Consider the following 19,685-nt stretch of genomic DNA (forward strand, 5'->3'; position numbering starts at 1 on the left):
GATGACGATCTTGATCGCCAGGGATCAGGTCATATCGAGCCCGGCACTGGTGCCGGCCGAGTGTGATCTCACGCGCGATCATGGTGGCGCCGAGCTGACCATCGGGCTGATCAACAACATGCCGGATGCGGCGCTGAAGGCCACCGAGCGGCAGTTCTTGAAGCTGCTCCAGGCGGCCGCGGGCCTGCGTCGCATCCGCTTCCACTGCTTCTCGCTGCCTAGCGTGAAGCGCTCGCCGGAAGCGACATGGCACGTGGAAAGTGAATATTCGGAACTTGCCGAGCTCCGGCGCCACAAGTTCGATGGGCTGATCGTGACCGGTGCCGAGCCGGTCGCGCCCGAGCTCGATCAGGAGCCCTATTGGCGCGAGCTGACCGAGCTGATCGACTGGGCCAAGGTCAACACCCGTTCGACGATCTGGTCGTGCCTCGCCGCGCATGCGGCGGTGCTGCATCTCGACCGTATCGAACGACGGCGGCTGCCGGCCAAGTGCCACGGCATCTTCGATTGCGAAGCCGTGACACACGATCTCCTGACGCGTGCCGCGCCTGCGCCGCTCAAGGTCTCGCATTCGCGCCTGAACGAGATCGCCGAGAACGATCTCGTTCAAGCCGGATACCAGGTGCTGACCCGCTCGGAAGTGGCCGGCGTCGATGTCTTCGTCCGCCAATATGCCAGCCGTTTCGTGTTCTTCCAGGGCCACCCGGAATACGACGCGCTGTCGCTCCAGCGCGAATATCTGCGCGACATCGGCCGCTATCTCGCGCGTGAGCGCGAGACTTATCCGCGTCTGCCCGTGAGTTATTTTGACGCAGCGACGGAGGAGAAACTTGCCCGCTTCGAGAAGCAGGCGAGGCACCAGCGTCATCCGGCGCTCACCAACGAATTGCCTGCGCTGAATTTGTGCACCGATATCGCCGCCGGGAGCGCGGCGGCGGCGTTATTCCGGAACTGGCTGCAGGATCTCGGCGCGCACGCCGACGTGCCGGTCCCTGCCCGCTAGCCGAGGGTTATTGGTTCCGCGTTAGGATTATTCAAGCGTTAGGCTTGCCTCAGCCAGCGCACGAATGTTTCAGTAGAGAAATACGGAATCACGGGAAACGCAGCGTGTGGTCGGCATTCCAGAAACGCGTGAGCAATCGGCTGGCCCGGCACTTCCGTGCCGCGCCGCACCGGTTGCCTGTGCGCGCGCCGATCGTGAGCTTCACCTTCGACGATGCCCCGGAAAGCGCCGCAGGCGAGGGTGCCGAACTCCTGGAGAAACACGGCGGTCGCGGCACATTCTATCTCTCGGGCAGCCTGGTCGATCAGCCGTCGGACCATTGGCATGGCTTGTCGAATGACGCGATCGTGCGGCTGCACCAGGCCGGCCACGAGATTGCCTGCCACACCTTCTCGCACCAGTGCGCGGTCGATCTCGACGAGACGGCCATGGCCCGCGAGATCGAACGGAACCGCAGCCATTTCCGCAGCATCGATTCCTCGATCGAGCTCGAGAATTTCGCCTATCCGTATGGCCTCGCCTCGGTCTGGCGCAAGCCGCAGCTTGCAAGGGCCTACCGCTCGGCGCGCGGCATTCTCCCGGGCGTCAATCGCGACGTCATCGACCTCCAGTTCCTGCGCGCTTCGCCTTTGATCGATTGCGAGATCGATGCGGAAGGTATCGACCGCTATTTCGACGAGGCGGTCGAGAGCGGCGGATGGCTGATCTTCTACGGCCATGACGTTGCCGATCGGCCGAGCCCCTATGGCTGCACGCCGCACCTGATGCGCCATGCGCTGCAGGCGGCGGAGAAGCGCAGCATGCCGATCGTGACGGTCGCAGAGGCGCTGCGAAGGATCGGAGCGTAAGAGGTCCTCTTCCCTTCTCCCCTTGCGGGAGAAGGTGGCGCGAAGCGCCGGATGAGGGGTTCGCTCGTCAACTCCAACTCTAACGAGCCCGTGGAAACAACCCCTCACCCGTCTCGCCGCTACGCGGCGAGCCACCCTCTCCCGCAAGGGGAGAGGGTAAGAGTGCGGCTTTGTCTCCCAAACGGACTTGCCACGCCAACCCCGCCATGCGACTGGCCTTGTGACGATTCCCCCAGCCTCGCTTCGACCCGCCCATGTCCTCCTCCTCCACCGCTCCACTGCCAGCACCGGCCAACGGCCGCGATGCGCTGTCGGTGCTGCATTCGGTGTTCGGCCTGCCGGGGTTCCGCGGCGCGCAGGGTGAGATCGTCAGGCACGTGACGGATGGCGGCAATTGCCTGGTGCTGATGCCGACCGGCGGCGGCAAGTCGCTCTGCTACCAGCTTCCTTCATTGCTGCGCGAAGGCTGCGGCATCGTGGTCTCGCCGCTGATCGCGCTGATGCGCGACCAGGTTGCGGGCCTGATCGAGGCCGGCGTCAACGCCGCCGCGCTGAACTCGTCGCTGTCTTCGCAGGAGGCCTCGGAGGTGGAGCGCCGCCTGATTGCGGGTGATCTCGACCTGCTCTATGTCGCGCCGGAACGGCTGGTGACGCCGCGCTGCCTGTCGATGTTGGCGCAGGCGAAGGTGGCGCTGTTCGCGATCGACGAAGCGCATTGCGTCTCGCAATGGGGCCATGACTTCCGTCCTGAGTATGTCGGCCTCTCCATCGTCGCCGAGCGCTTTCCCGACGTGCCGCGCATCGCGCTCACCGCGACCGCCGACGAGCTGACGCGCAAGGAGATCGTCGAGCGGCTTCAGCTGACAGGCGCGCCGCAGTTCGTCTCGAGTTTCGACCGGCCCAACATCCGCTACGAGATCGTCGACAAGCGCAATGCGGTGTCGCAGCTGAAGGAGTTCATCCGCGAGCGCCACATGGGTGATGCCGGCGTGGTCTATTGCCTCTCGCGCAACCGTGTCGAGGAGGTCGCCGCCGCGCTCGACGAGGTCGGTATCGCCGCACTGCCCTATCACGCCGGCCTCGACAGCAGTGTGCGCTCACGCAACCAGGACCGCTTCCTCAACGAGGACGGCATCGTCATCGTCGCGACCATCGCGTTCGGCATGGGTATCGACAAGCCCGATGTGCGCTTCGTCGCCCATCTCGACCTGCCCAAGAGCATCGAAGCCTATTACCAGGAAACGGGACGCGCCGGCCGCGACGGCAAGCCGTCGGCCGCCTGGATGGCTTACGGCCTCTCCGACATCGTGCAGCAGCGCCGCATGATCGACGAATCGACTGCTTCCGACGATTTCAAGCGGGTCTCGATCGGCAAGCTCGACGCGCTGGTCGGCCTCGCCGAGACGCCGCACTGCCGGCGCCGGCGACTGCTCGCCTATTTCGGCGAGATCGTGATGGGCGAGACTTGCAGCAATTGCGACAACTGCCTGACGCCGCCAAAGATGCGCGACGGAAAGGTGCTGGCGCAAAAGCTCCTGTCCTGCGTCTACCGCACCGGCCAGCGTTTTGGCGCCATGCACCTGATCGACGTGCTGGTCGGGCGCCTGACCGAGAAGGTCACGCAGTTCGGTCACGACAAGCTGTCGGTGTTCGGCATCGGCCGCGAGCTCAACGAGAAGCAGTGGCGCACGGTGCTGCGGCAATTGGTGGCGATGGGGCATCTGCAGAGCGATAGCGAAGCCTTCGGCGCGCTGAAGCTGACCGACTCTTCGCGCGGCGTTCTGCGCGGCGAAACGGACGTGTGGCTGCGCGAGGAGGCGCCCGGCACCCGCATCCGTTCGAGCCGGGCCAAATCGCGCCGCGGCGACCTCGCGCCCGCGGCGAGCGCGCCGCAAGGCGACGTCGATCCCGAACTGCGGGCGCGGCTGCGCTCCTGGCGTTCGGACATCGCCCGCGAACGCGGCGTGCCCGCCTACGTCGTGCTTCACGACGCCACGATTGACGGCATCGTCCGGGCATGGCCGACCACGCTCGACGAGCTCCGCAACGTGCCGGGAATCGGGGACAAGAAGCTCGAGCATTACGGCGACGAGCTGCTGCAGATCATCAGGACGCGGTAGGGCACGCCAATCCCTCGACCTCGTCATCCCGGACAAGCGGAGCGCGGATCCGGGATCCATAACCACCGACCGATGTGGTTATGGCAAGCTGGCAACCACGAGTCTTCGCCAAATACGATCCTGTGGCTATGGCTCCCGGGTTCGCGACTTCGTCGCGAACCGGGACGACAGTCTTCGTGGGCTACCCGTTCCTAAACGCGTACGCATACCCGTTCAGCGCGGGCGCGCCGCCGAGATGGGCGTAGAGGATCTTCGCACCCTTCTCGAAATAGCCCTTCTTCGCAAGATCGATCAGGCCCTGCATCGACTTGCCCTCGTAGACGGGGTCGGTGATCATGCCTTCCAGACGCGCGGTGAGGCGGATCGCTTCCTTGGTCTCTTCCGAGGGCACGCCATAGGCGGGATAGGCGTAATCCTCGATCAACACAACGTCGTCAGCGACGAGCTCCTTGCCGAGTTCGACGAGCTTTGCCGTGTTTTGCGCGATCTCGAGCACTTGTGCCTTGGTCTGCGCGGGCGTGAAGGAGGCGTCGATGCCGATCACCTTTCGCGCGCGGCCGTCGGCGGCGAAGCCGACCAGCATGCCGGCATGGGTCGAGCCGGTGACGGTGCAGACCACGATGTAGTCGAACTTGAAGCCGAGCTCTTTCTCCTGCTTGCGCACTTCCTCGGCGAAGCCGACATAGCCGAGGCCGCCGAATTTGTGCACGGAGGCGCCGGCAGGAATCGCATAGGGCTTGCCGCCCGCCGCCTTCACCTCGTCGATCGCCTGCTCCCAGCTCTTGCGGATGCCGATGTCGAAGCCGTCGTCGACCAGGCGGACGTCGGCGCCCATGATGCGCGAGAGCATGATGTTGCCGACGCGGTCATAGACCGCGTCCTCGTGTGGCACCCAGGCTTCCTGCACCAGGCGGCACTTCATGCCGAGCTTGGCGGCGACCGCCGCGATCATGCGGGTGTGGTTGGATTGCACGCCGCCGATCGACACCAGCGTGTCGGCGTTGGAGGCGATTGCGTCGGGAATGATGTATTCGAGCTTGCGCAGCTTGTTGCCGCCATAGGCAAGGCCCGAATTGCAGTCCTCGCGCTTGGCATAGACCTCGACCTGGCCGCCGAGATGCTTTGACAGCCGCTCCAGCTTCTCGATCGGCGTCGGGCCAAAGGTCAGCGGATAGCGCGCGAATTTTTCCAGCATCATGAGGCATCCAGATTGCTGTTGAGCTGACTTCAGCGCCTAGCATCGCGTCCGGAAAATGTGCTCTCAAATATTGCGCAGCATTGTCATAAGTATTGCAGATTTCCGCCAAGATTGATAGTTTTCTTCCGAAAATAGGACAAATGCCGAAAGCCTTTTCCATGTCCGCCCGGCTCGATCGCACTGACCTTAAGATGCTGAGATTGCTGCAAAATAACGGCCGGCTCAGCAATGCCGAGCTGGCGGAAAACGTGGCGATCAGCCCCGCCACCTGCCACCGCCGCACCCAGCGCCTGTTCGAGGACGGTTTCATCGCCACTGTGCGCGCCATCGTGGCGCCCAAGAAGGTTTCAAAGGGCACGCTGGTGATGGTCGGCGTCGTGCTCGACCGCTCGACGCCGGAGAGCTTTGCGACCTTCGAGCAGGCCATCGCAAAACTGAAATTCGTGCTCGACTGCCACCTCGTCGCCGGCGACTTCGACTACTTCCTGAAAATCCGCGTCGGCGACATGGAGGATTTCAACCGCATCCACGGCGAGCAGCTCATCGCGCTGCCCGGCGTGCGCCAGACCCGCACCTTCTTCGTCATGAAGGAAGTCGTCGACAACGCGCCGCTGGAGTTTTGAGCGGCCGTCACGGCAACTTCACTTGCCATTGCACACCTACGCGGGCGAGCCTCGCGGCTTCTCAACGAGGAGATCCCGCCATGCGCCTTCCCATTCTCGATCCCAAGGATCTGACCGACGAACAGAAGCCGCTCTTTGACGACATGCGAGCGGGCATCAAGGACCACTTCAGGGGTTTCGTGAACATGCGCGACGACGGCGCGCTGCTCGGGCCCTGGAATCCCTGGATTCGTGAGCCGCGTTTCGGCAAGCCGGTGTGGGAGCTGGTCAAGGCGATCGCCTCGAACCCGCTGCTGCCGGCGCCGGTGCGCGAGGTCGCGATCCTCGTCACCGGCTCGCATTTCCGTTCCGGCTACGAGCTCTATGCCCATGTGCTGGTCGCCGAGCAGCGCGGCCTCTCCGACGAGAAGCTCGCGACCATCGTCGCCGGGCAGCGCCCGGTGGATCTCACCAAGCAGGAGGCGGTCGCCTATGACATGGCCTCGGCGCTTGTGAGTGGCGGTGTGCTGCCAGAGCTGACCTATCGGGCCGCAGTGAAGGAGTTCGGCGAGCATGGTGCGGCCGAGCTATCCTATCTCGTCGGCGTCTACTGCATGGTCTCGGTCACGCTGAACACGTTCGACGTGCCGGTGCCGGAGTAAAGCCTGCGTCCTTCGATCACTCCGCCGCTTTGCTCTCAGGCGGCGGGGGCGCGAAGGCGATGCAGCGATTGCGGCCTTCGGCCTTGGCCTGGTAGAGCGCATGATCGGCCGCGCCCATCAACGCGTCGATGCCGGACATGCTGACGGTGGCTTCCGCGATGCCGATGCTCACGGTGACGCCGAACTGGATCCTTTCCGCGAGGATCTGCGCGCTCATCACCCGTTTGCGGATGCGATCGGCGACGGTTCTGGCCCGGGACATACTGGTCTCGGGCAGGAGAATCGCAAACTCCTCGCCGCCGAGGCGGCCGACGATGTCCGACTTGCGCTTGCCGTCGAGGCATGCGGCCGCAACCGCCTTGATCGCGGCATCGCCCAGGGCGTGGCCGTAGCGATCGTTGACCGACTTGAAGTGGTCGATGTCGAGCATCAGCACCGATACGGAGCGATAGTAACGCTGAAACCGGCTCCATTCCGCATCAAGGCTGTCGAGGAAATGGCGTCTGTTGTAGAGGCCGGTGAGCGGATCGGTGGTGGCGAGCGTCTCCAGCATCGCCGCTTTCTGAGTCAGGTCGGTGATGTCGACATAGGTCAACATGCGGCCACCGTTCGACATCGTGGTGCAATGAGCCCTGATGCGTCTTCCGTCCATCGTCTGGAGGTCGCGCACATGATCACCGGCCTTGACCTCCTCGACGCGCCGCGCCGGAAACTTCGCGAGCTCGTTCGCGGGAAGATTGGGCGCGCTGGCGCGATGCAAGCGTCGCACCAGCGACGAATAGGCCGGCCGGTTCGCCGCCTCGTCGTCGCTGACCTCCCAAAAGCGCCGCATCCGGCGGTTCATGAAGGTGGCGTCCATGTCGGAATCGAGCAGGAGGATCCCATCCTGAACGTTCTCCAGCGCATCCCGCAGCAGCTTGAGCTCGTCGGAGGCGCGCACGATGTCAGTGACGGGCGTATAGGTCAGCATGCGCCCGCCGTCGGGCAAGGGCGTGACCTGGACACGCACGACGTCGCCATTGGTCCGGCGCAGATCGATCGGCGTCGGGTCACCCGCCTCGATCACGCGGACGCGTTCCGCCACCAAGGCATCGAGCTCGGGGTCCGGCACCTCATAGGCGCCCATGTCGCGTCCGTGATGAAGCAGCGTGAGAATGGATGGATTGCTGTCGGCAACCTCGTCTGGCAGGCGCCACATCTGACGAAACGACCGGTTGATCAGACGCGCCCTGAGGCCGGAGTCGAGCAGCACGATACCGGTCGGCACATGGTCGAGCGCGGCGCGCAGCGCCAGCATCTGGCCGCGCATCAGCGCGTCGGACGGACGGTCCCGCTCATCACCGGCCGCGCGCTCGGAGCTGCCCGACTGCTCGAAGGCGACGCCGGCCTGGCGGTCCGACCGCCAGACCACGCGGCAGGTCAGGATCTCGCGCCCCGCGAGCCGGAGCTGGAAACGCTCGGGCACGCCGAGGCCGCTCTCCATCTCGAGCGTCGCGGCCTCCGCGGAGAGCCGGCGCACGACGCAGTCGATCGACGATTGACCGAAATTGAAAAAGATCTTCCCAGCAAGGTACGTCCGTTCCGGGACCAGGCGGGACATTCGCAGCCTCCAAGGCGACACGACACAAACAGCCAGCCCAGTCTCGCTCAAGGTTCCTTGTAGCGATGTAACGCAATCGATGTTTTGGGATGAGGATTAACAAAAGGTTGACGCGCAGTGCGAAGCGATTGATGCGAAATGCGACAAGGCGCTGGTTCCGTCCGGTCAATTACGGTGGCTGCGCCTTGATCGAAAATCCCCGCGACCACAGTCAGTTGCGCACGGCGTAAAGCGGTGTGCGCAAGATCACCTGGTAGGCCGGCTTCGGCGTCCAGGCGATCTGGGCGGTGATGCCGAACAGGCGATTGTCATTGTCATCCATGCGGTCGAGATCGAGCCGCAGGACCGGCTGGGTGAAGGACTCCGCCAGCGTCCGGCCACCGAGCTGCGCGCCGCCGAACGACTGCACGCCGAGGCGCCCCGTGAATTTCCAGTTGCTCGGCCATTGGTAATAGCCGCCGGCATAGAGGATCGTGTTCGGCCGGATGCGGGCGAGTTGGCTGGCGATGTCGGTGTGAGTGTACTGCACGCCGGCAAGCCAGCCCCGCGTCTCGTCCTCGTCGAGCGCATAGTCGAATTCCACGATTTGGTTGAACGACGTCGTCATGCCTTGCTCGTTCGGCACCGACTGCGTGAGTGTCGATTGCAGCGTAATGGTCGGTATCTTTCCGCCGTTCTGCTGGTAGATGTCGGCCTGCACGCCGATGTTCCAGCTGGTGATGTCGAAGGTGGACCAGCCGCCACCGATGTCGGTCGTTGAGCCCGACACGCCGCCATAGAGCGATACGCGATCGTTGACGTCCACGGTCAGCGGCAGATCGACGGCGACGGATTTGGCAGCCGGCAAGCCGTTCGGCAGCGTTGCGCCTCGTTGTGCCGCGAGCGCCGCGAACGCTGCCGACAAGGACGTGTTGCCGAAGCCGAGCCCGAGCGTGCCAGAGGGAATCGTCGCATAGATCGTGCGGAGATCCAGGTAGATGTTTGGCAGAGCCGGCTTTGTAGGCTCGTCCTCATCATCGTTGGCAGCGAAGGCTGCGCCTGCCGACATCATGAGACAAAGCAATCCCATCGCGGCCGCGCGCAAAGCCTGAAGATGCGACGGGCGGTGAGGAGACACGGGGCAATCCGGCGCGTGGCAACTTGATGACGGGATCGTTGTTAGATGGAACGTGATCGTATGTGCGGTCAAGCGTAATCCGCAAGCGGTGGACTGTACAGATATGTGCGGGTACCCTGCCGTGATCGCGCTGACACACCCGCCTGCCAGAGTGCAGGCCGGACAATTGGAAGGACGATAGACATGAGAACGTCACGCCGAATCCTGCTCACTGGTCTGGCGGGCTTTGCCGTCGCTCCGACCGTCGTGACCGCCGCCGTACCGTCGGCTGCGTCTGACGACGTGACGGTCGCCGAAGAGCGTTTCGCGCGTACGATCGCGGCCGCTCATGCGCCCGACGTCACCTGCGCGCGCCAGGCTGGCCGCTATGCGGACGCGCATTGGCCTGAGTATGTCTTGGCCGCCAGAGCCGTGCTCGACGCGCGCGCGTAACTCCCGCCTTTTATGTCTCCACCGCCCGCCTGACCTGCTCGCCGATCTGCGACAGCACGAGCTGCGCTTGCGGCAGGATTGCGCCCAAGGCGTGGAAATTGTGGACCATGCCGTCGTGGCAGACGTGCTCGACCACGACCCCCGCGGCGAGCAGCTTGCGGGCATAAGCGTTGCCCTCGTCGCGCATCGGATCGAATTCGGCGGTGTGGATGATCGCCGTCGGCAGGCCTGCGAGCCGCGTCGCGCGCAGGGGCGAGATGCGAGGATCGGCGGCGTCTAAGCCGTTGGGCAGATAGTCGGCGAGATCGGCTTCGATCGTGGCGCGATCGATCAGATGGCCTTCGGCGAATTCCTCGCGCGAGGGTGAGGTCTCCTCGAAATCCAGCACCGGGCAGATCAGGCATTGCGCGACGATGGAGAGGCCTGCGTTCTGGACCGCCTCCTGGCACACGATCGCAGCCAGCGTGGCACCGGCGGAATCGCCGCCGACCACGAGACGTTCGGCATCGATGCCAAGCGATGCAGCCTCCCGCGCCACCCATTCGGTTGCGGCGGTCGCGTCGTCGACAGCGGCGGGAAATTTGTGTTCGGGCGCGAGGCGGTAGTCGATCGAGACGAGGCGGCAGCCGGTCGCATGCGCCAGCGCCGCCGCAATGCGGTCGTGCGTGGCAATGCTGCCCGCGACGAGGCCGCCGCCATGAAAGAACACGAAGCCGGGCGCGCGCGAGCCGGCGCTCGCGGGCGAATAGAGGCGATAGGCCAGCTCTCCTCCGGGACCAGGCAGCGTGCCGTCGGACGCCGTTACATCCGGGGCGTCTGCGCGCGCAAACTGCATCAGCTTCGCCAGCGACTGCCGCCGTGCCTCAACGCTCGGCCGGCTCCGCGCCTGCGGCGCGGCCGCGGTCATCATGGTCAACAAGCGCCTTGCGAGCGGATCGAGCGGCATGCTGCTTTCTTCTCCTCGGGGAGGGAAGGTAACCCACCATCTTCCTGCAGGGAATCATTTAGAAATGGCGACCAATAGTGGCGCTATAATGCGGCATCACGCCAAGGGGAGGCCGACATGGCCGAGATCAAGAAGCCCATCGAATATTCACCGAGCTGGACCTTCTTCGAGGGCAAATGGCACGACGGCAATGTGCCGATCATGGGCCCGCGTACGCATGGGGCCTGGCTCGGCTCGGTCGTGTTCGACGGCGCGCGCGCCTTCGACGGAGTGGCGCCCGATCTCGACCGCCACGTTGCCCGAGCCAATCAATCCGCGGTCAATTTCGGCCTGAAGCCGTTGGTCGATACCGACACCTGGCTCACGCTCGCGCGCGAGGGCATCGCGCGCTTTGCGGCCAATGCCGAGCTCTATGTCCGTCCGATGTATTGGGCGCAGAACGGGGCGGGCGGTGGCGTGCTGTTCGACCCCGAGACCACCAATTGGTGCCTGTGCATCTACGAGGCGCCGATGCCAAAACCCGTCGGCAACGCCATCACGTTGTCGCCGTTTCGCAGGCCCACCGCCGAATGCGCGCCGGTCGAGGCCAAGGCCGCCTGCCTCTATCCGAACAATTCGCGCGCGCTGGCGGAGGCCGCCTCGCGCGGCTTCCAGAACGCGCTGATGCTCGATATGCTCGGCAATGTCGCCGAGTTCGGCAATTCCAACGTGTTCATGGCCAAGGACGGCGTGGTCTATACGCCGGTGCCGAACGGCACGTTCCTCAACGGCATCACGCGCCAGCGCATCATCAGCCTGCTTCGCGGCGACGGCGTCACCGTGGTCGAGAAGACATTGCGCTACGCTGACTTCCTCGCCGCAGACGAGATCTTCTCCGCCGGCAATTTCGCAAAGGTCGCACCGGTGATCCGCATCGACGAGCGCGAGCTCAAGCCGGGTCCGTTCTATACCAAGGCGCGCAAGCTCTATTGGGATTTTGCGCATGCGGTGAAGCTGGCGGCTTAGGTACCGCCGTTTATTCCGTCATTGCGAGCGCAGCGAAGCAATCCAGAGTCGTTCCGCGGAGGGATTCTGGATTGCTTCGCTGCGCTCGCAATGACGATGATGAGACAGTCGAGCAAAAGGTACCAATCGTGCGCCCGCGGCAGGCGGGCGCCGATGTTGAGGAGGGGCTTAGAACCTACTCGTCTTTCTTCGACATCCGCTCGAGGCGTTCCTGCATTTCCTTCATCTGCTGGCGCAGATCGTCGATGTTGCTGTCCTTCGGCGCCTCGGCGTTCGCATTGGGCTCCGGCTCTGGGCTGGTGGTCGGGCGCGCCGATGGGGCAAAGGGCTTGAACATCGAGAAGGTCTGCTGGAATAACTCCATGTTGCGGCGGACTTGTTCCTCAAGCGGGGCAAAAGGAGTGCCGGACAGGGTATTGGCGATCTGCTTGCGGAACTTCTCCTGCTCCTGAGTCAGGGTCGCGATCGACTGTTCCAGATATTTCGGCACCACCATCTGCATGCTGTCGCCGTAGAAGCGGATGAGCTGGCGCAGGAAGGTGGTCGGGAGCAAATTCTGGCCGGCCTTGTTCTCCTGTTCGAAGATGATCTGGGCGAGCACGGAGCGGGTGATGTCGTCGCCGGACTTGGCGTCGTAGACCAGGAAATCTTCACCGTCCTTGACCATGGCGGCGAGGTCTTCCAGCGTCACGTAAGTGCTCGTTCCGGTGTTATAGAGCCGGCGGTTCGCGTATTTCTTGATAGTGGTGGGTTGGTCTGATTTCGCCATGGGCTCTCACTTGCAAACGCTGAGAACGGGAACCCGGCGGGCTATGCCGCAGGGCGGGAAGAGTACGCAACGCAACAAAATAAGCATTTTCAAAGGGCTCACGCTACCGTTTTGTGCGCCACGGTTAATTGCACAGCAAAAACGTGCTTGCGAAAGCGCCAAGAACGCTATTTTGAATGCGCTGCGGCATTGACATGGTTCAATGACGTTAACAGGATGCCGGACGAGACTGACGGGCCATTTCTCAAGCGCCCGCCCGCCCCTTTCTTCAGAACCTCAAGCCTCAGGAGATGCCCATGTCAGACGATGTCGTCATCGTCAGCGCCGCCCGCACCCCGGTCGGAAGCTTCAACGGAGCGTTCGCGACCCTTCCCGCCCATGATCTCGGCGCCGTCGCCATCAAGGCCGCGCTGGAGCGCGGTGGCATCGAGCCCGGCCGGGTCTCGGAAGTCATCATGGGCCAGATCCTGACCGCCGCTCAGGGCCAGAACCCGGCCCGGCAGGCCTCGATCGCCGCCGGCATTCCGGTGGAGAGCCCGGCCTGGGGCGTGAACCAGCTTTGCGGCTCCGGTCTGCGCACGGTTGCGCTTGGCTACCAGGCGCTGCTCAACGGCGATTCCGAGATCGTGGTCGCCGGCGGCCAGGAATCCATGAGCATGGCTCCGCACGCCCAGTATCTGCGCGGCGGCGTCAAGATGGGTGGTCTCGAATTGGTCGACACCATGATCAAGGACGGCCTGTGGGACGCCTTCAACGGCTACCACATGGGCAACACCGCCGAGAACGTCGCGCGGCAGTGGCAGATCACCCGCGCCCAGCAGGACGAGTTCGCGGTCGCCTCGCAGCAGAAGGCGGAGGCCGCGCAGAAAGCCGGCAAGTTCAACGACGAGATCGTTCCCGTCACCATCAAGACCCGCAAGGGCGACGTCGTTGTCAGCGCCGACGAATATCCGCGCCATGGCGCCACGCTCGACGCGATGGCCAAGCTCCGTCCCGCCTTCGAGAAGGAAGGCACGGTCACCGCGGGCTCTGCTTCCGGCATCAATGACGGTGCTGCCGCCGTGGTGCTGATGACCGCCAAGCAGGCCGCCAAGGAAGGCAAGAAGCCGCTCGCGCGTATCGTGTCGTGGGCGCAGGCCGGCGTCGATCCGAAGATCATGGGCTCGGGCCCGATCCCGGCCTCGCGCGCCGCGCTGAAGAAGGCCGGCTGGAGCGTCGGCGATCTCGACCTGATCGAGGCCAACGAAGCCTTCGCGGCGCAGGCCTGCGCCGTCAACAAGGACCTCGGCTGGGATACCTCCAAGGTCAACGTCAATGGCGGCGCGATCGCGATCGGCCATCCGGTTGGCGCATCCGGTGCACGCGTGCTGGTGACGCTGCTGCACGAGATGCAGAAGCGCGATTCCAAGAAAGGCCTTGCCACGCTGTGCATCGGCGGCGGCATGGGTATCGCGATGTGTCTGGCGCGCGACTGAGAAAGGACCTGACACGTAACTTACGCGTCATTTGCGCGTGCGCTGCACACATGAGTGAGTGCGTTGCACGCGATTAAAAAGGCGGCGGTTGCAAATCAAATATTCTTCGCAACTGCGCACGCCTCGACTAAAGAGAAACGCCCGGCTCAATGCCGGGCGTTTTGTTCTTGATGTCCGTCAAACGTCCCGCATAATCCGTAGTTAAAAAACGATCACGTCAGAAACGTCCGAAGAGTCCAAGGGAAGGAATACGATATGGCACGTGTTGCATTGGTCACGGGTGGTACGCGGGGCATCGGTGCTGCGATCAGCAAGGCGCTGAAGGCGGCTGGCTACAAGGTGGCGGCGAGCTATGCCGGCAATGATGCTGCGGCGGAGAAGTTCAAGGCCGAGACCGGCATCGCCGTCTACAAATGGGACGTCAGCAATTTCGACGCCTGCGCCGAGGGCGTGAAAAAGGTCGAGGCTGATCTCGGTCCGGTCGAGGTGCTCGTCAACAATGCCGGCATCACCCGCGACACTGCCTTCCACAAGATGACGCTCGAGCAGTGGAACGCCGTCATCAACACCAATCTCGGCTCGCTGTTCAACATGACGCGTCAGGTGATCGAGGGCATGCGTTCGCGCAAGTTCGGCCGCATCATCTCGATCTCGTCGATCAATGGCCAGAAGGGGCAGTTCGGTCAGGTCAACTACTCCGCGGCGAAGGCCGGCGACATCGGCTTTACCAAGGCGCTCGCGCTCGAGAACGCCAAAGGCGGCATCACCGTGAACGCAATTTGCCCCGGCTACATCAACACCGAAATGGTGCAGGCGGTGCCGAAGGACGTCCTGGAGAAGAGCGTGATCCCGCAGATCCCGGTCAGCCGGCTCGGCGAGCCCGAGGAGATCGCGCGGGCGGTCGTGTTCCTGGCCGCCGACGAGGCCGGCTTCATCACGGGATCGACCATGACCATCAATGGCGGCCAGTATCAGGCCTGATCCGGCCGCAGGCCTTTGCGCCAAAAGCCTGTAGCCTCAGGCGCGACAAGGCGATAGTGAAGACGAAAATGCCCGGCCTCGTGCCGGGCATAAACGTCCTCAGAGCCCATTGATCGATGACCGCCCGCACCGCGACGCTGATCGGATTGACCGCGATTTTGATGTGGTCGCTGCTGTCGGTGATGACAGTGGCGACCGGAAAGATCCCGGCGTTCCAGCTCGCGGCGATGACGTTCGCGATCGGCGGTGTCGTCGGCCTGCTGACCTGGATCGGTCGCGGTGATGCGGCAAAAAGCCTGCGTCAGCCGCTGGTCGTGTGGCTTGTCGGCGTCGGCGGCCTGTTCGGCTATCACGCGCTGTACTTCCTCGCGCTGCGCTTCGCGCCGCCGGCCGAAGCCGGTCTCTTGAACTACATGTGGCCGCTCCTGATCGTGCTGTTCTCGTCCTTCCTGCCGGGCGAGCGGCTCGCCCTGCATCACATCGTGGGCGCCGTGCTCGGTCTCGTCGGCACCGTCCTGCTGTTCGTCGGCAATACCAGCGGTTTCGAGCCGGGCGCGGTTCCGGGATTGATTGCAGCCTTCATCGCCGCCTTCGTCTGGGCCACCTATTCGGTGCTGTCGCGCCGATTGAAGGCAGTGCCGACCGATGCGGTAGCAGGCTTCTGCCTTGCCACTTCTCTGCTGGCCGCGCTGATGCATGGCGCGCTGGAGACCACCGTGTGGCCGGAGACGACGCTGCAATGGCTTTCGGTCATCGCGCTCGGCATCGGCCCCGTCGGTGCCGCCTTCTACGCCTGGGACATCGGCATGAAACGCGGCGATATCCGCGTGCTCGGCGCCGCCTCCTACGCGACGCCGCTGCTCTCGACCGGCTTCCTCATCGCTGCCGGCTTTGCACAAGCCAGCACCAACATCGCTCTCGCCGCAATCCTGATCGCCGGCGGCGGCCTGATCGCGGCAAAGGACATGGTGCTGCGGAAACGGTAAGCGCGACACTAAAGCGCCGGCTGCCAGCCTGGTGGCCGATACATCGCTTCCGGAATCTGTCCGAGCTCGGAGCGCTGCAAGCGTTGCGGCGTCAGCCCGTAGAACTCCTGAAAGCTCAGGATCAGCGGCCGCCATTTGTCGGGATCGATGCGGTTGGGCGCCCCACTCATCATGATGTCGGGGTGTGCGTGCACGCGGGTGATGCGGACTTCGATCGCGGCGAGATGACCGCGCCAGACCGCGTCGTCCTGCGCCATCTCGTGCACATAGGCGACCTTCGCTTCCATCTGCACCGGGCATTCGGCAGCGCGCGGCGCGCTGACCGTGTCGCTCCCGAGCGCGGTTAAGCCGCAGAGGCCGAACTTGTCCTTCTCGTGCCGGTAGCCGCGATAGAGTTTTCCCGGCGGCACGGGGTTCGACCCAGTGGTGCGCGCGAGGCGGTCGACGGTGGCGACGAGACCCGCCGACGGCAGATTGAGCACGAATTCGCCGGTACGAATCATGTTCTCGGTGGTCTTGGAATTGCGCGCGAGCCCGAGCATGCAGCGCCACCCCACCCACCATGCCGAAGACATCGGCGCGAGATTGTGAGAGCCGTCGTCATTGGTCGATCCGATCAGGACGACGGGTGTTCCGAAATACAAAATAGCCGGGTCGATCTGGACGGCGGCGGGACCGAGTGTTCCGTGCATCGTGCGCTCTTCTTCAGTGGAAGCGCTGTCCTAAGGCGTGCCGCGGATCGAACCCACCCGATTCCGGATCGCGGATTCAAGGCTCCCAGCCCTGTGGTGCGAGCTCGAAGCCTGCGAACTCGAACGCCGGAGCTACGGTGCAACCGACCAGCGTCCACTCGCCCGTCGTCTCGGCGGATTGCCAGGCCTGCGCCGGCACGATCGCCTGCGGCCGGTCGCCATTCGCAAGATCGGTGCCGAGGCGCACCACGTGCTGCGTGCAGCCCTCGTGCGCGATACGAAGCGTCAACGGGCTGCCGGCGTAGTAGTGCCAGGTTTCGACCGCATCGACGCGATGCCAGTGCGAGCGCTCGCCGCGCGCAAGCAGGAAATAGATCAAGGTGGAGCGCGACCGCCCGTTGGTATCAGTGGTCTGGTCGCGAAACGTCTCGCGATAGTGCCCGCCCTCGGGATGCGGACGGAGTTCGAGGCGCGCGATGATCTCGGCAGCGGTCGGCATCGATCCCCGTCAGGACTTGCTCTTCAGGACTTGTTCTTGCGTTCGCGCAGTTCGCCGAACACCGCGGCGGCATCCGCGCCCTTCATGTGTAGCCTGGCCGCGACCGAGGGGTCATCGGCGCGCAGGAACACATTCGCTCGCTTTTCGTCACCAAGCAGTGAGGGAATGGTCGGCTTGTTCTCGGCCCGCAGCTTGGCGACTTCCGCCGCGCGCGCCTGCAGCGCCGCATTGTCGGGATCGACGGTCAGCGCGAACTTGACGTTGGAGGCGGTATATTCGTGGCCGCAATAGAGCTTGAAGTCGTCCGGCAGGGCGCGCAGCTTCAGAAGCGAATCCCACATCATGGGGTAGGTGCCCTCGAACACGCGGCCGCAGCCGATCGAGAACAGCGTGTCGGCGGCGAACACCGTCTTCTCGGTGTCGAACACGTAGGAGATGTGATCGAGCGTGTGGCCGGGCGTCTCCACGACGCGCGCCAGCAAATTACCGATCTTGACCACGTCGGCATTGACGACGCGCAAGTCGACGTGGGCGATCTTCGTCGTCTTGTCGTGTGGCGCGACGACGCGGCAATTGAATTTCTGCTTGAGTTCGGCGACCCCGCCGACATGATCGCCATGATGATGGGTGATCAGGATATCGGTGAGCTGCCAGCCCTCGTGGTCCAGCGCCTTGAGGATGGGGCCGGCCTCCGGCGCGTCGATCGACGCCGTCGCCTTGGTTTCCACATCGTGGATCAGATAACCGAAATTGTCACTTAAACAGGTGAAAGTACGAATTTCGGCGGCCATGACATCTCCATCGCGCTCAGCCCGCCAGACAAATATGGCGTTAACGTCGCGCAGGCAATGCAATATTCCGCGCGCGGCGGTGGCCTCGCGCATGTTACACTGTCGTTATGAGCATCGACGTCGTCGACCTCCGCGAGTTCTATTCCCGCCGCCTCGGGATCGTGGCGCGACAAATGATCAACCGCGGCATCAGGGAGCGGTGGCCGCGCGCCGAGGGCCAGCGTGTGCTCGGCATTGGCTACCCCACGCCCTATCTCGGGCTGTTCCGGGAGGACGCGGAGCGCTGCATCGCGTTCATGCCGGCGGCCCAGGGCGTCCTGAAATGGCCGACGGGGCGGCCCGCGCTGGCCTCGCTGGTCGACGAATTCTCCCTGCCACTTCCCGACGCCGCGGTCGACCGCATTCTCCTGGTCCACGCGCTGGAGATGTCGGACGATCCGGCTGCGCTGCTGCGCGAAGTATGGCGCGTGCTGTCGCCATCCGGTCGCGTCATGGCGGTGATCCCAAACCGGCGTGGGGTGTGGACCCGCACCGACAGCACGCCGTTCGGCCATGGCCGGCCCTATTCGCGCTCGCAGATCACCGAGCTCCTGCGCCAGACCTGGTTCACGCCGACCGCCTGGGGCGAGGCGCTGTTCATGCCGCCTTATGCCGGCGGCTGGGTACTGAGATCGGCGCAGATGTGGGAGCGTGCGGGTGCGGCGCTGTCATTGCCCTTTGCGGGCGTGCATATCGTTGAAGCCACCAAGCAGGTCTACCGCGCGATCCCCGCCAAGCGCGAGCGGGCACGGCTGATTCCCTCGTTGGCGAAGCCCGTGCTGGTGCCGTCCTCGACGACGGTGACGCGCAGCTGAGGCACAAGCGTTGCCGGGAAGACGGTCCGTTCCTTCTCCCGCTTGCGGGAGAGGTGCAACAGGGCCACCGATTGTCGTCAGAAACAAATCGTCCCGGCGAGGCCGGGACGATTCAGGTCTGAAATCAGAAGGGGCTTACTCGCCGGGGGCGACTTCGTCGCTGGAGGCGGCCGGCGCGGCCTCACGCTCGGGACGCGGGCCATGCGGCCGGCGACGTCGCCGCGGAAAGCGCTCGCCGCCGCCACCACCGGCCTCGAATCCGGCCTGGCCGGCATTCGCGCCAACATTCACTTGCGGCTGCGCGCCGGTGATGAAGGAGGGCAGGCGATCGACGCTGCCGGCATCGGCGATGACGGGCTGCGGCTGGTTCTGCGGTTGCGGCTGGGGCTGGTATTGCGGCTGCGGACGATGGTCGCGTTCGCGGTGCTCGCGCGGCTGCTGCTGCTCGCGCTGATAGGGCTGCTGCTGATTGTCGCGCTGCTGATGGTCACGCTGGTGATGATCGCGCTGGCCGTCGCGGTCGCGCATGAAGGGCTGCTGCTGCGGCTGCGGAACGAAGCCCGGCTCTTGGCCGAAGGCCGAGAAATTCTCGCCGTCGTCTTCGCCGTCGTCGCCGCTGGTGTTGCTGACGGGCTCGTCGCCGCGCGGTTGCTGGTTCTGGCGGAACTGCTCCTGGGCCGCCGCGATCAGACGGAAATAATGCTCGGCGTGCTGGTAGTAATTCTCGGCTGCAACGGGGTCGCCGGAGGACCGCGCATCGCGCGCGAGCTGGAGATACTTTTCGGCGATGTGCGAAGCCGTGCCGCGGATCTTGATGTCGGGTCCGTTGGACTCGTAGACCCGGGTCATCGGGTTCTGGCCGCGCCGGTTGTTGTTGTTGTTATTGTTGTTGCGGTTGCGCATCCGCTGCTTGTTCTGACCGTTTCTCATGTCCTGCCTTTAATTCCAGCCCTAAAGGTTACACGCATTACTGATTGCTAGGAGTGACCTGATGACAGCGGCTCACAACTCCCGCGCGCACCGCGCGCAAGAGCGGCCTGAACCCTGCCGATGTTCGTCGACCGTCGCGTTCAACAAAGACGCGTTCCCCACCCGCCAGCATTCA

At 64.2% G+C, this 19,685-nt stretch carries 20 protein-coding genes and 1 tRNA gene; 12 read left to right on the forward strand and 9 right to left on the reverse strand.

Features of this window, described 5'->3' with window-relative positions:
- The first annotated feature begins 1 nt into the window (after position 1).
- The 3 genes from NLM27_RS34805 to recQ all read left to right on the forward strand — a co-directional run bounded on the left by NLM27_RS34805 (position 2) and on the right by recQ (position 3,971).
- Complete coding sequence (locus tag NLM27_RS34805; RefSeq protein WP_254147566.1) at positions 2-1,003, forward strand: homoserine O-succinyltransferase; 1,002 nt, start codon at positions 2-4, stop codon at positions 1,001-1,003.
- 104 nt (positions 1,004-1,107) lie between these two features.
- Positions 1,108-1,851, forward strand: a complete 744-nt coding sequence (locus tag NLM27_RS34810; RefSeq protein WP_309144775.1) for a polysaccharide deacetylase family protein — start codon at positions 1,108-1,110, stop codon at positions 1,849-1,851.
- 254 nt (positions 1,852-2,105) lie between these two features.
- Positions 2,106-3,971 (forward strand): DNA helicase RecQ, encoded by a 1,866-nt coding sequence (recQ, locus tag NLM27_RS34815; RefSeq protein ID WP_254147568.1) that lies wholly within the window; start codon positions 2,106-2,108, stop codon positions 3,969-3,971.
- 181 nt (positions 3,972-4,152) lie between these two features.
- On the opposite strand, the gene NLM27_RS34820 is transcribed toward recQ, so the two are convergent.
- Positions 4,153-5,166, reverse strand: a complete 1,014-nt coding sequence (locus NLM27_RS34820) for a 1-aminocyclopropane-1-carboxylate deaminase (protein WP_254149005.1) — start codon at positions 5,164-5,166, stop codon at positions 4,153-4,155.
- A gap of 161 nt (positions 5,167-5,327) precedes the next feature.
- Here NLM27_RS34820 and NLM27_RS34825 point away from each other — a divergent pair, with 161 nt between their 5' ends.
- From NLM27_RS34825 to NLM27_RS34835, 3 genes are all read left to right on the forward strand, one after another.
- Positions 5,328-5,792 carry an Lrp/AsnC family transcriptional regulator gene (locus tag NLM27_RS34825; RefSeq protein WP_254149006.1) on the forward strand — a complete coding sequence of 155 codons (465 nt, stop codon included), beginning with the start codon at positions 5,328-5,330 and terminating at the stop codon, positions 5,790-5,792.
- A gap of 250 nt (positions 5,793-6,042) precedes the next feature.
- Positions 6,043-6,128 (forward strand) — tRNA-OTHER (locus NLM27_RS34830).
- Positions 6,098-6,433: a carboxymuconolactone decarboxylase family protein gene (locus NLM27_RS34835; protein WP_254147569.1), complete on the forward strand. Its 336-nt coding sequence runs from the start codon at positions 6,098-6,100 to the stop codon at positions 6,431-6,433. Before NLM27_RS34830 ends, NLM27_RS34835 begins: the two co-directional genes overlap by 31 nt.
- 16 nt (positions 6,434-6,449) lie before the next feature.
- On the opposite strand, the gene NLM27_RS34840 is transcribed toward NLM27_RS34835, so the two are convergent.
- On the reverse strand, positions 6,450-8,033 hold the full coding sequence (locus NLM27_RS34840) for a sensor domain-containing diguanylate cyclase (RefSeq protein WP_254147570.1): 1,584 nt from the start codon (positions 8,031-8,033) through the stop codon (positions 6,450-6,452).
- A 211-nt stretch (positions 8,034-8,244) separates the two neighbouring features.
- Positions 8,245-9,117, reverse strand: a complete 873-nt coding sequence (locus NLM27_RS34845; protein ID WP_254149007.1) for a hypothetical protein — start codon at positions 9,115-9,117, stop codon at positions 8,245-8,247.
- A gap of 216 nt (positions 9,118-9,333) precedes the next feature.
- Between NLM27_RS34845 and NLM27_RS34850 the strand changes: the two genes are divergently transcribed.
- A complete protein-coding gene (locus tag NLM27_RS34850; RefSeq protein ID WP_254147571.1) occupies positions 9,334-9,582 on the forward strand; it encodes a hypothetical protein in 249 nt (82 codons plus the stop codon).
- Between the two features lie 10 nt (positions 9,583-9,592).
- Here the strand turns inward: NLM27_RS34850 and NLM27_RS34855 are convergent, their stop codons facing one another.
- The gene (locus NLM27_RS34855; RefSeq protein WP_254147572.1) at positions 9,593-10,528 is read right to left on the reverse strand and encodes an alpha/beta hydrolase; all 936 of its coding nucleotides are present in this window, start codon (positions 10,526-10,528) and stop codon (positions 9,593-9,595) included.
- A 117-nt stretch (positions 10,529-10,645) separates the two neighbouring features.
- On the opposite strand from NLM27_RS34855, the gene NLM27_RS34860 reads away from it, so the two are divergent.
- On the forward strand, positions 10,646-11,533 hold the full coding sequence (locus NLM27_RS34860) for a branched-chain amino acid aminotransferase (protein ID WP_254147573.1): 888 nt from the start codon (positions 10,646-10,648) through the stop codon (positions 11,531-11,533).
- Positions 11,534-11,708: 175 nt separating this feature from the next.
- On the opposite strand, the gene phaR is transcribed toward NLM27_RS34860, so the two are convergent.
- The gene (gene phaR / locus NLM27_RS34865; protein WP_254147574.1) at positions 11,709-12,302 is read right to left on the reverse strand and encodes a polyhydroxyalkanoate synthesis repressor PhaR; all 594 of its coding nucleotides are present in this window, start codon (positions 12,300-12,302) and stop codon (positions 11,709-11,711) included.
- A 296-nt stretch (positions 12,303-12,598) separates the two neighbouring features.
- Here phaR and NLM27_RS34870 point away from each other — a divergent pair, with 296 nt between their 5' ends.
- The 3 genes from NLM27_RS34870 to NLM27_RS34880 all read left to right on the forward strand — a co-directional run bounded on the left by NLM27_RS34870 (position 12,599) and on the right by NLM27_RS34880 (position 15,744).
- Positions 12,599-13,777: an acetyl-CoA C-acetyltransferase gene (locus NLM27_RS34870; RefSeq protein WP_254147575.1), complete on the forward strand. Its 1,179-nt coding sequence runs from the start codon at positions 12,599-12,601 to the stop codon at positions 13,775-13,777.
- Between the two features lie 255 nt (positions 13,778-14,032).
- Positions 14,033-14,758 carry an acetoacetyl-CoA reductase gene (gene phbB, locus NLM27_RS34875; protein WP_254147576.1) on the forward strand — a complete coding sequence of 242 codons (726 nt, stop codon included), beginning with the start codon at positions 14,033-14,035 and terminating at the stop codon, positions 14,756-14,758.
- 116 nt (positions 14,759-14,874) lie between these two features.
- Positions 14,875-15,744 (forward strand): DMT family transporter, encoded by an 870-nt coding sequence (locus NLM27_RS34880; protein ID WP_254147577.1) that lies wholly within the window; start codon positions 14,875-14,877, stop codon positions 15,742-15,744.
- An 8-nt stretch (positions 15,745-15,752) separates the two neighbouring features.
- Here the strand turns inward: NLM27_RS34880 and NLM27_RS34885 are convergent, their stop codons facing one another.
- From NLM27_RS34885 to gloB, 3 genes are all read right to left on the reverse strand, one after another.
- Positions 15,753-16,436, reverse strand: coding sequence for a flavin reductase family protein (locus tag NLM27_RS34885; RefSeq protein WP_254147578.1), 684 nt, complete (start codon positions 16,434-16,436; stop codon positions 15,753-15,755).
- A 76-nt stretch (positions 16,437-16,512) separates the two neighbouring features.
- Positions 16,513-16,935 carry a cupin domain-containing protein gene (locus tag NLM27_RS34890; protein WP_254147579.1) on the reverse strand — a complete coding sequence of 141 codons (423 nt, stop codon included), beginning with the start codon at positions 16,933-16,935 and terminating at the stop codon, positions 16,513-16,515.
- 23 nt (positions 16,936-16,958) lie between these two features.
- Positions 16,959-17,726, reverse strand: a complete 768-nt coding sequence (gene gloB / locus NLM27_RS34895; protein WP_254147580.1) for a hydroxyacylglutathione hydrolase — start codon at positions 17,724-17,726, stop codon at positions 16,959-16,961.
- Between the two features lie 107 nt (positions 17,727-17,833).
- Between gloB and NLM27_RS34900 the strand changes: the two genes are divergently transcribed.
- Entirely contained in the window at positions 17,834-18,580 is a 747-nt protein-coding gene (locus NLM27_RS34900; protein WP_254147581.1) for a methyltransferase domain-containing protein, read from the forward strand.
- 135 nt (positions 18,581-18,715) lie between these two features.
- Here NLM27_RS34900 and NLM27_RS34905 read toward each other — a convergent pair whose 3' ends face one another.
- Positions 18,716-19,510, reverse strand: a complete 795-nt coding sequence (locus tag NLM27_RS34905; RefSeq protein WP_254147582.1) for a DUF4167 domain-containing protein — start codon at positions 19,508-19,510, stop codon at positions 18,716-18,718.
- Positions 19,511-19,685: the final 175 nt, after the last annotated feature.

Source organism: Bradyrhizobium sp. CCGB12, assembly GCF_024199845.1.
GTDB lineage: Bacteria > Pseudomonadota > Alphaproteobacteria > Rhizobiales > Xanthobacteraceae > Bradyrhizobium.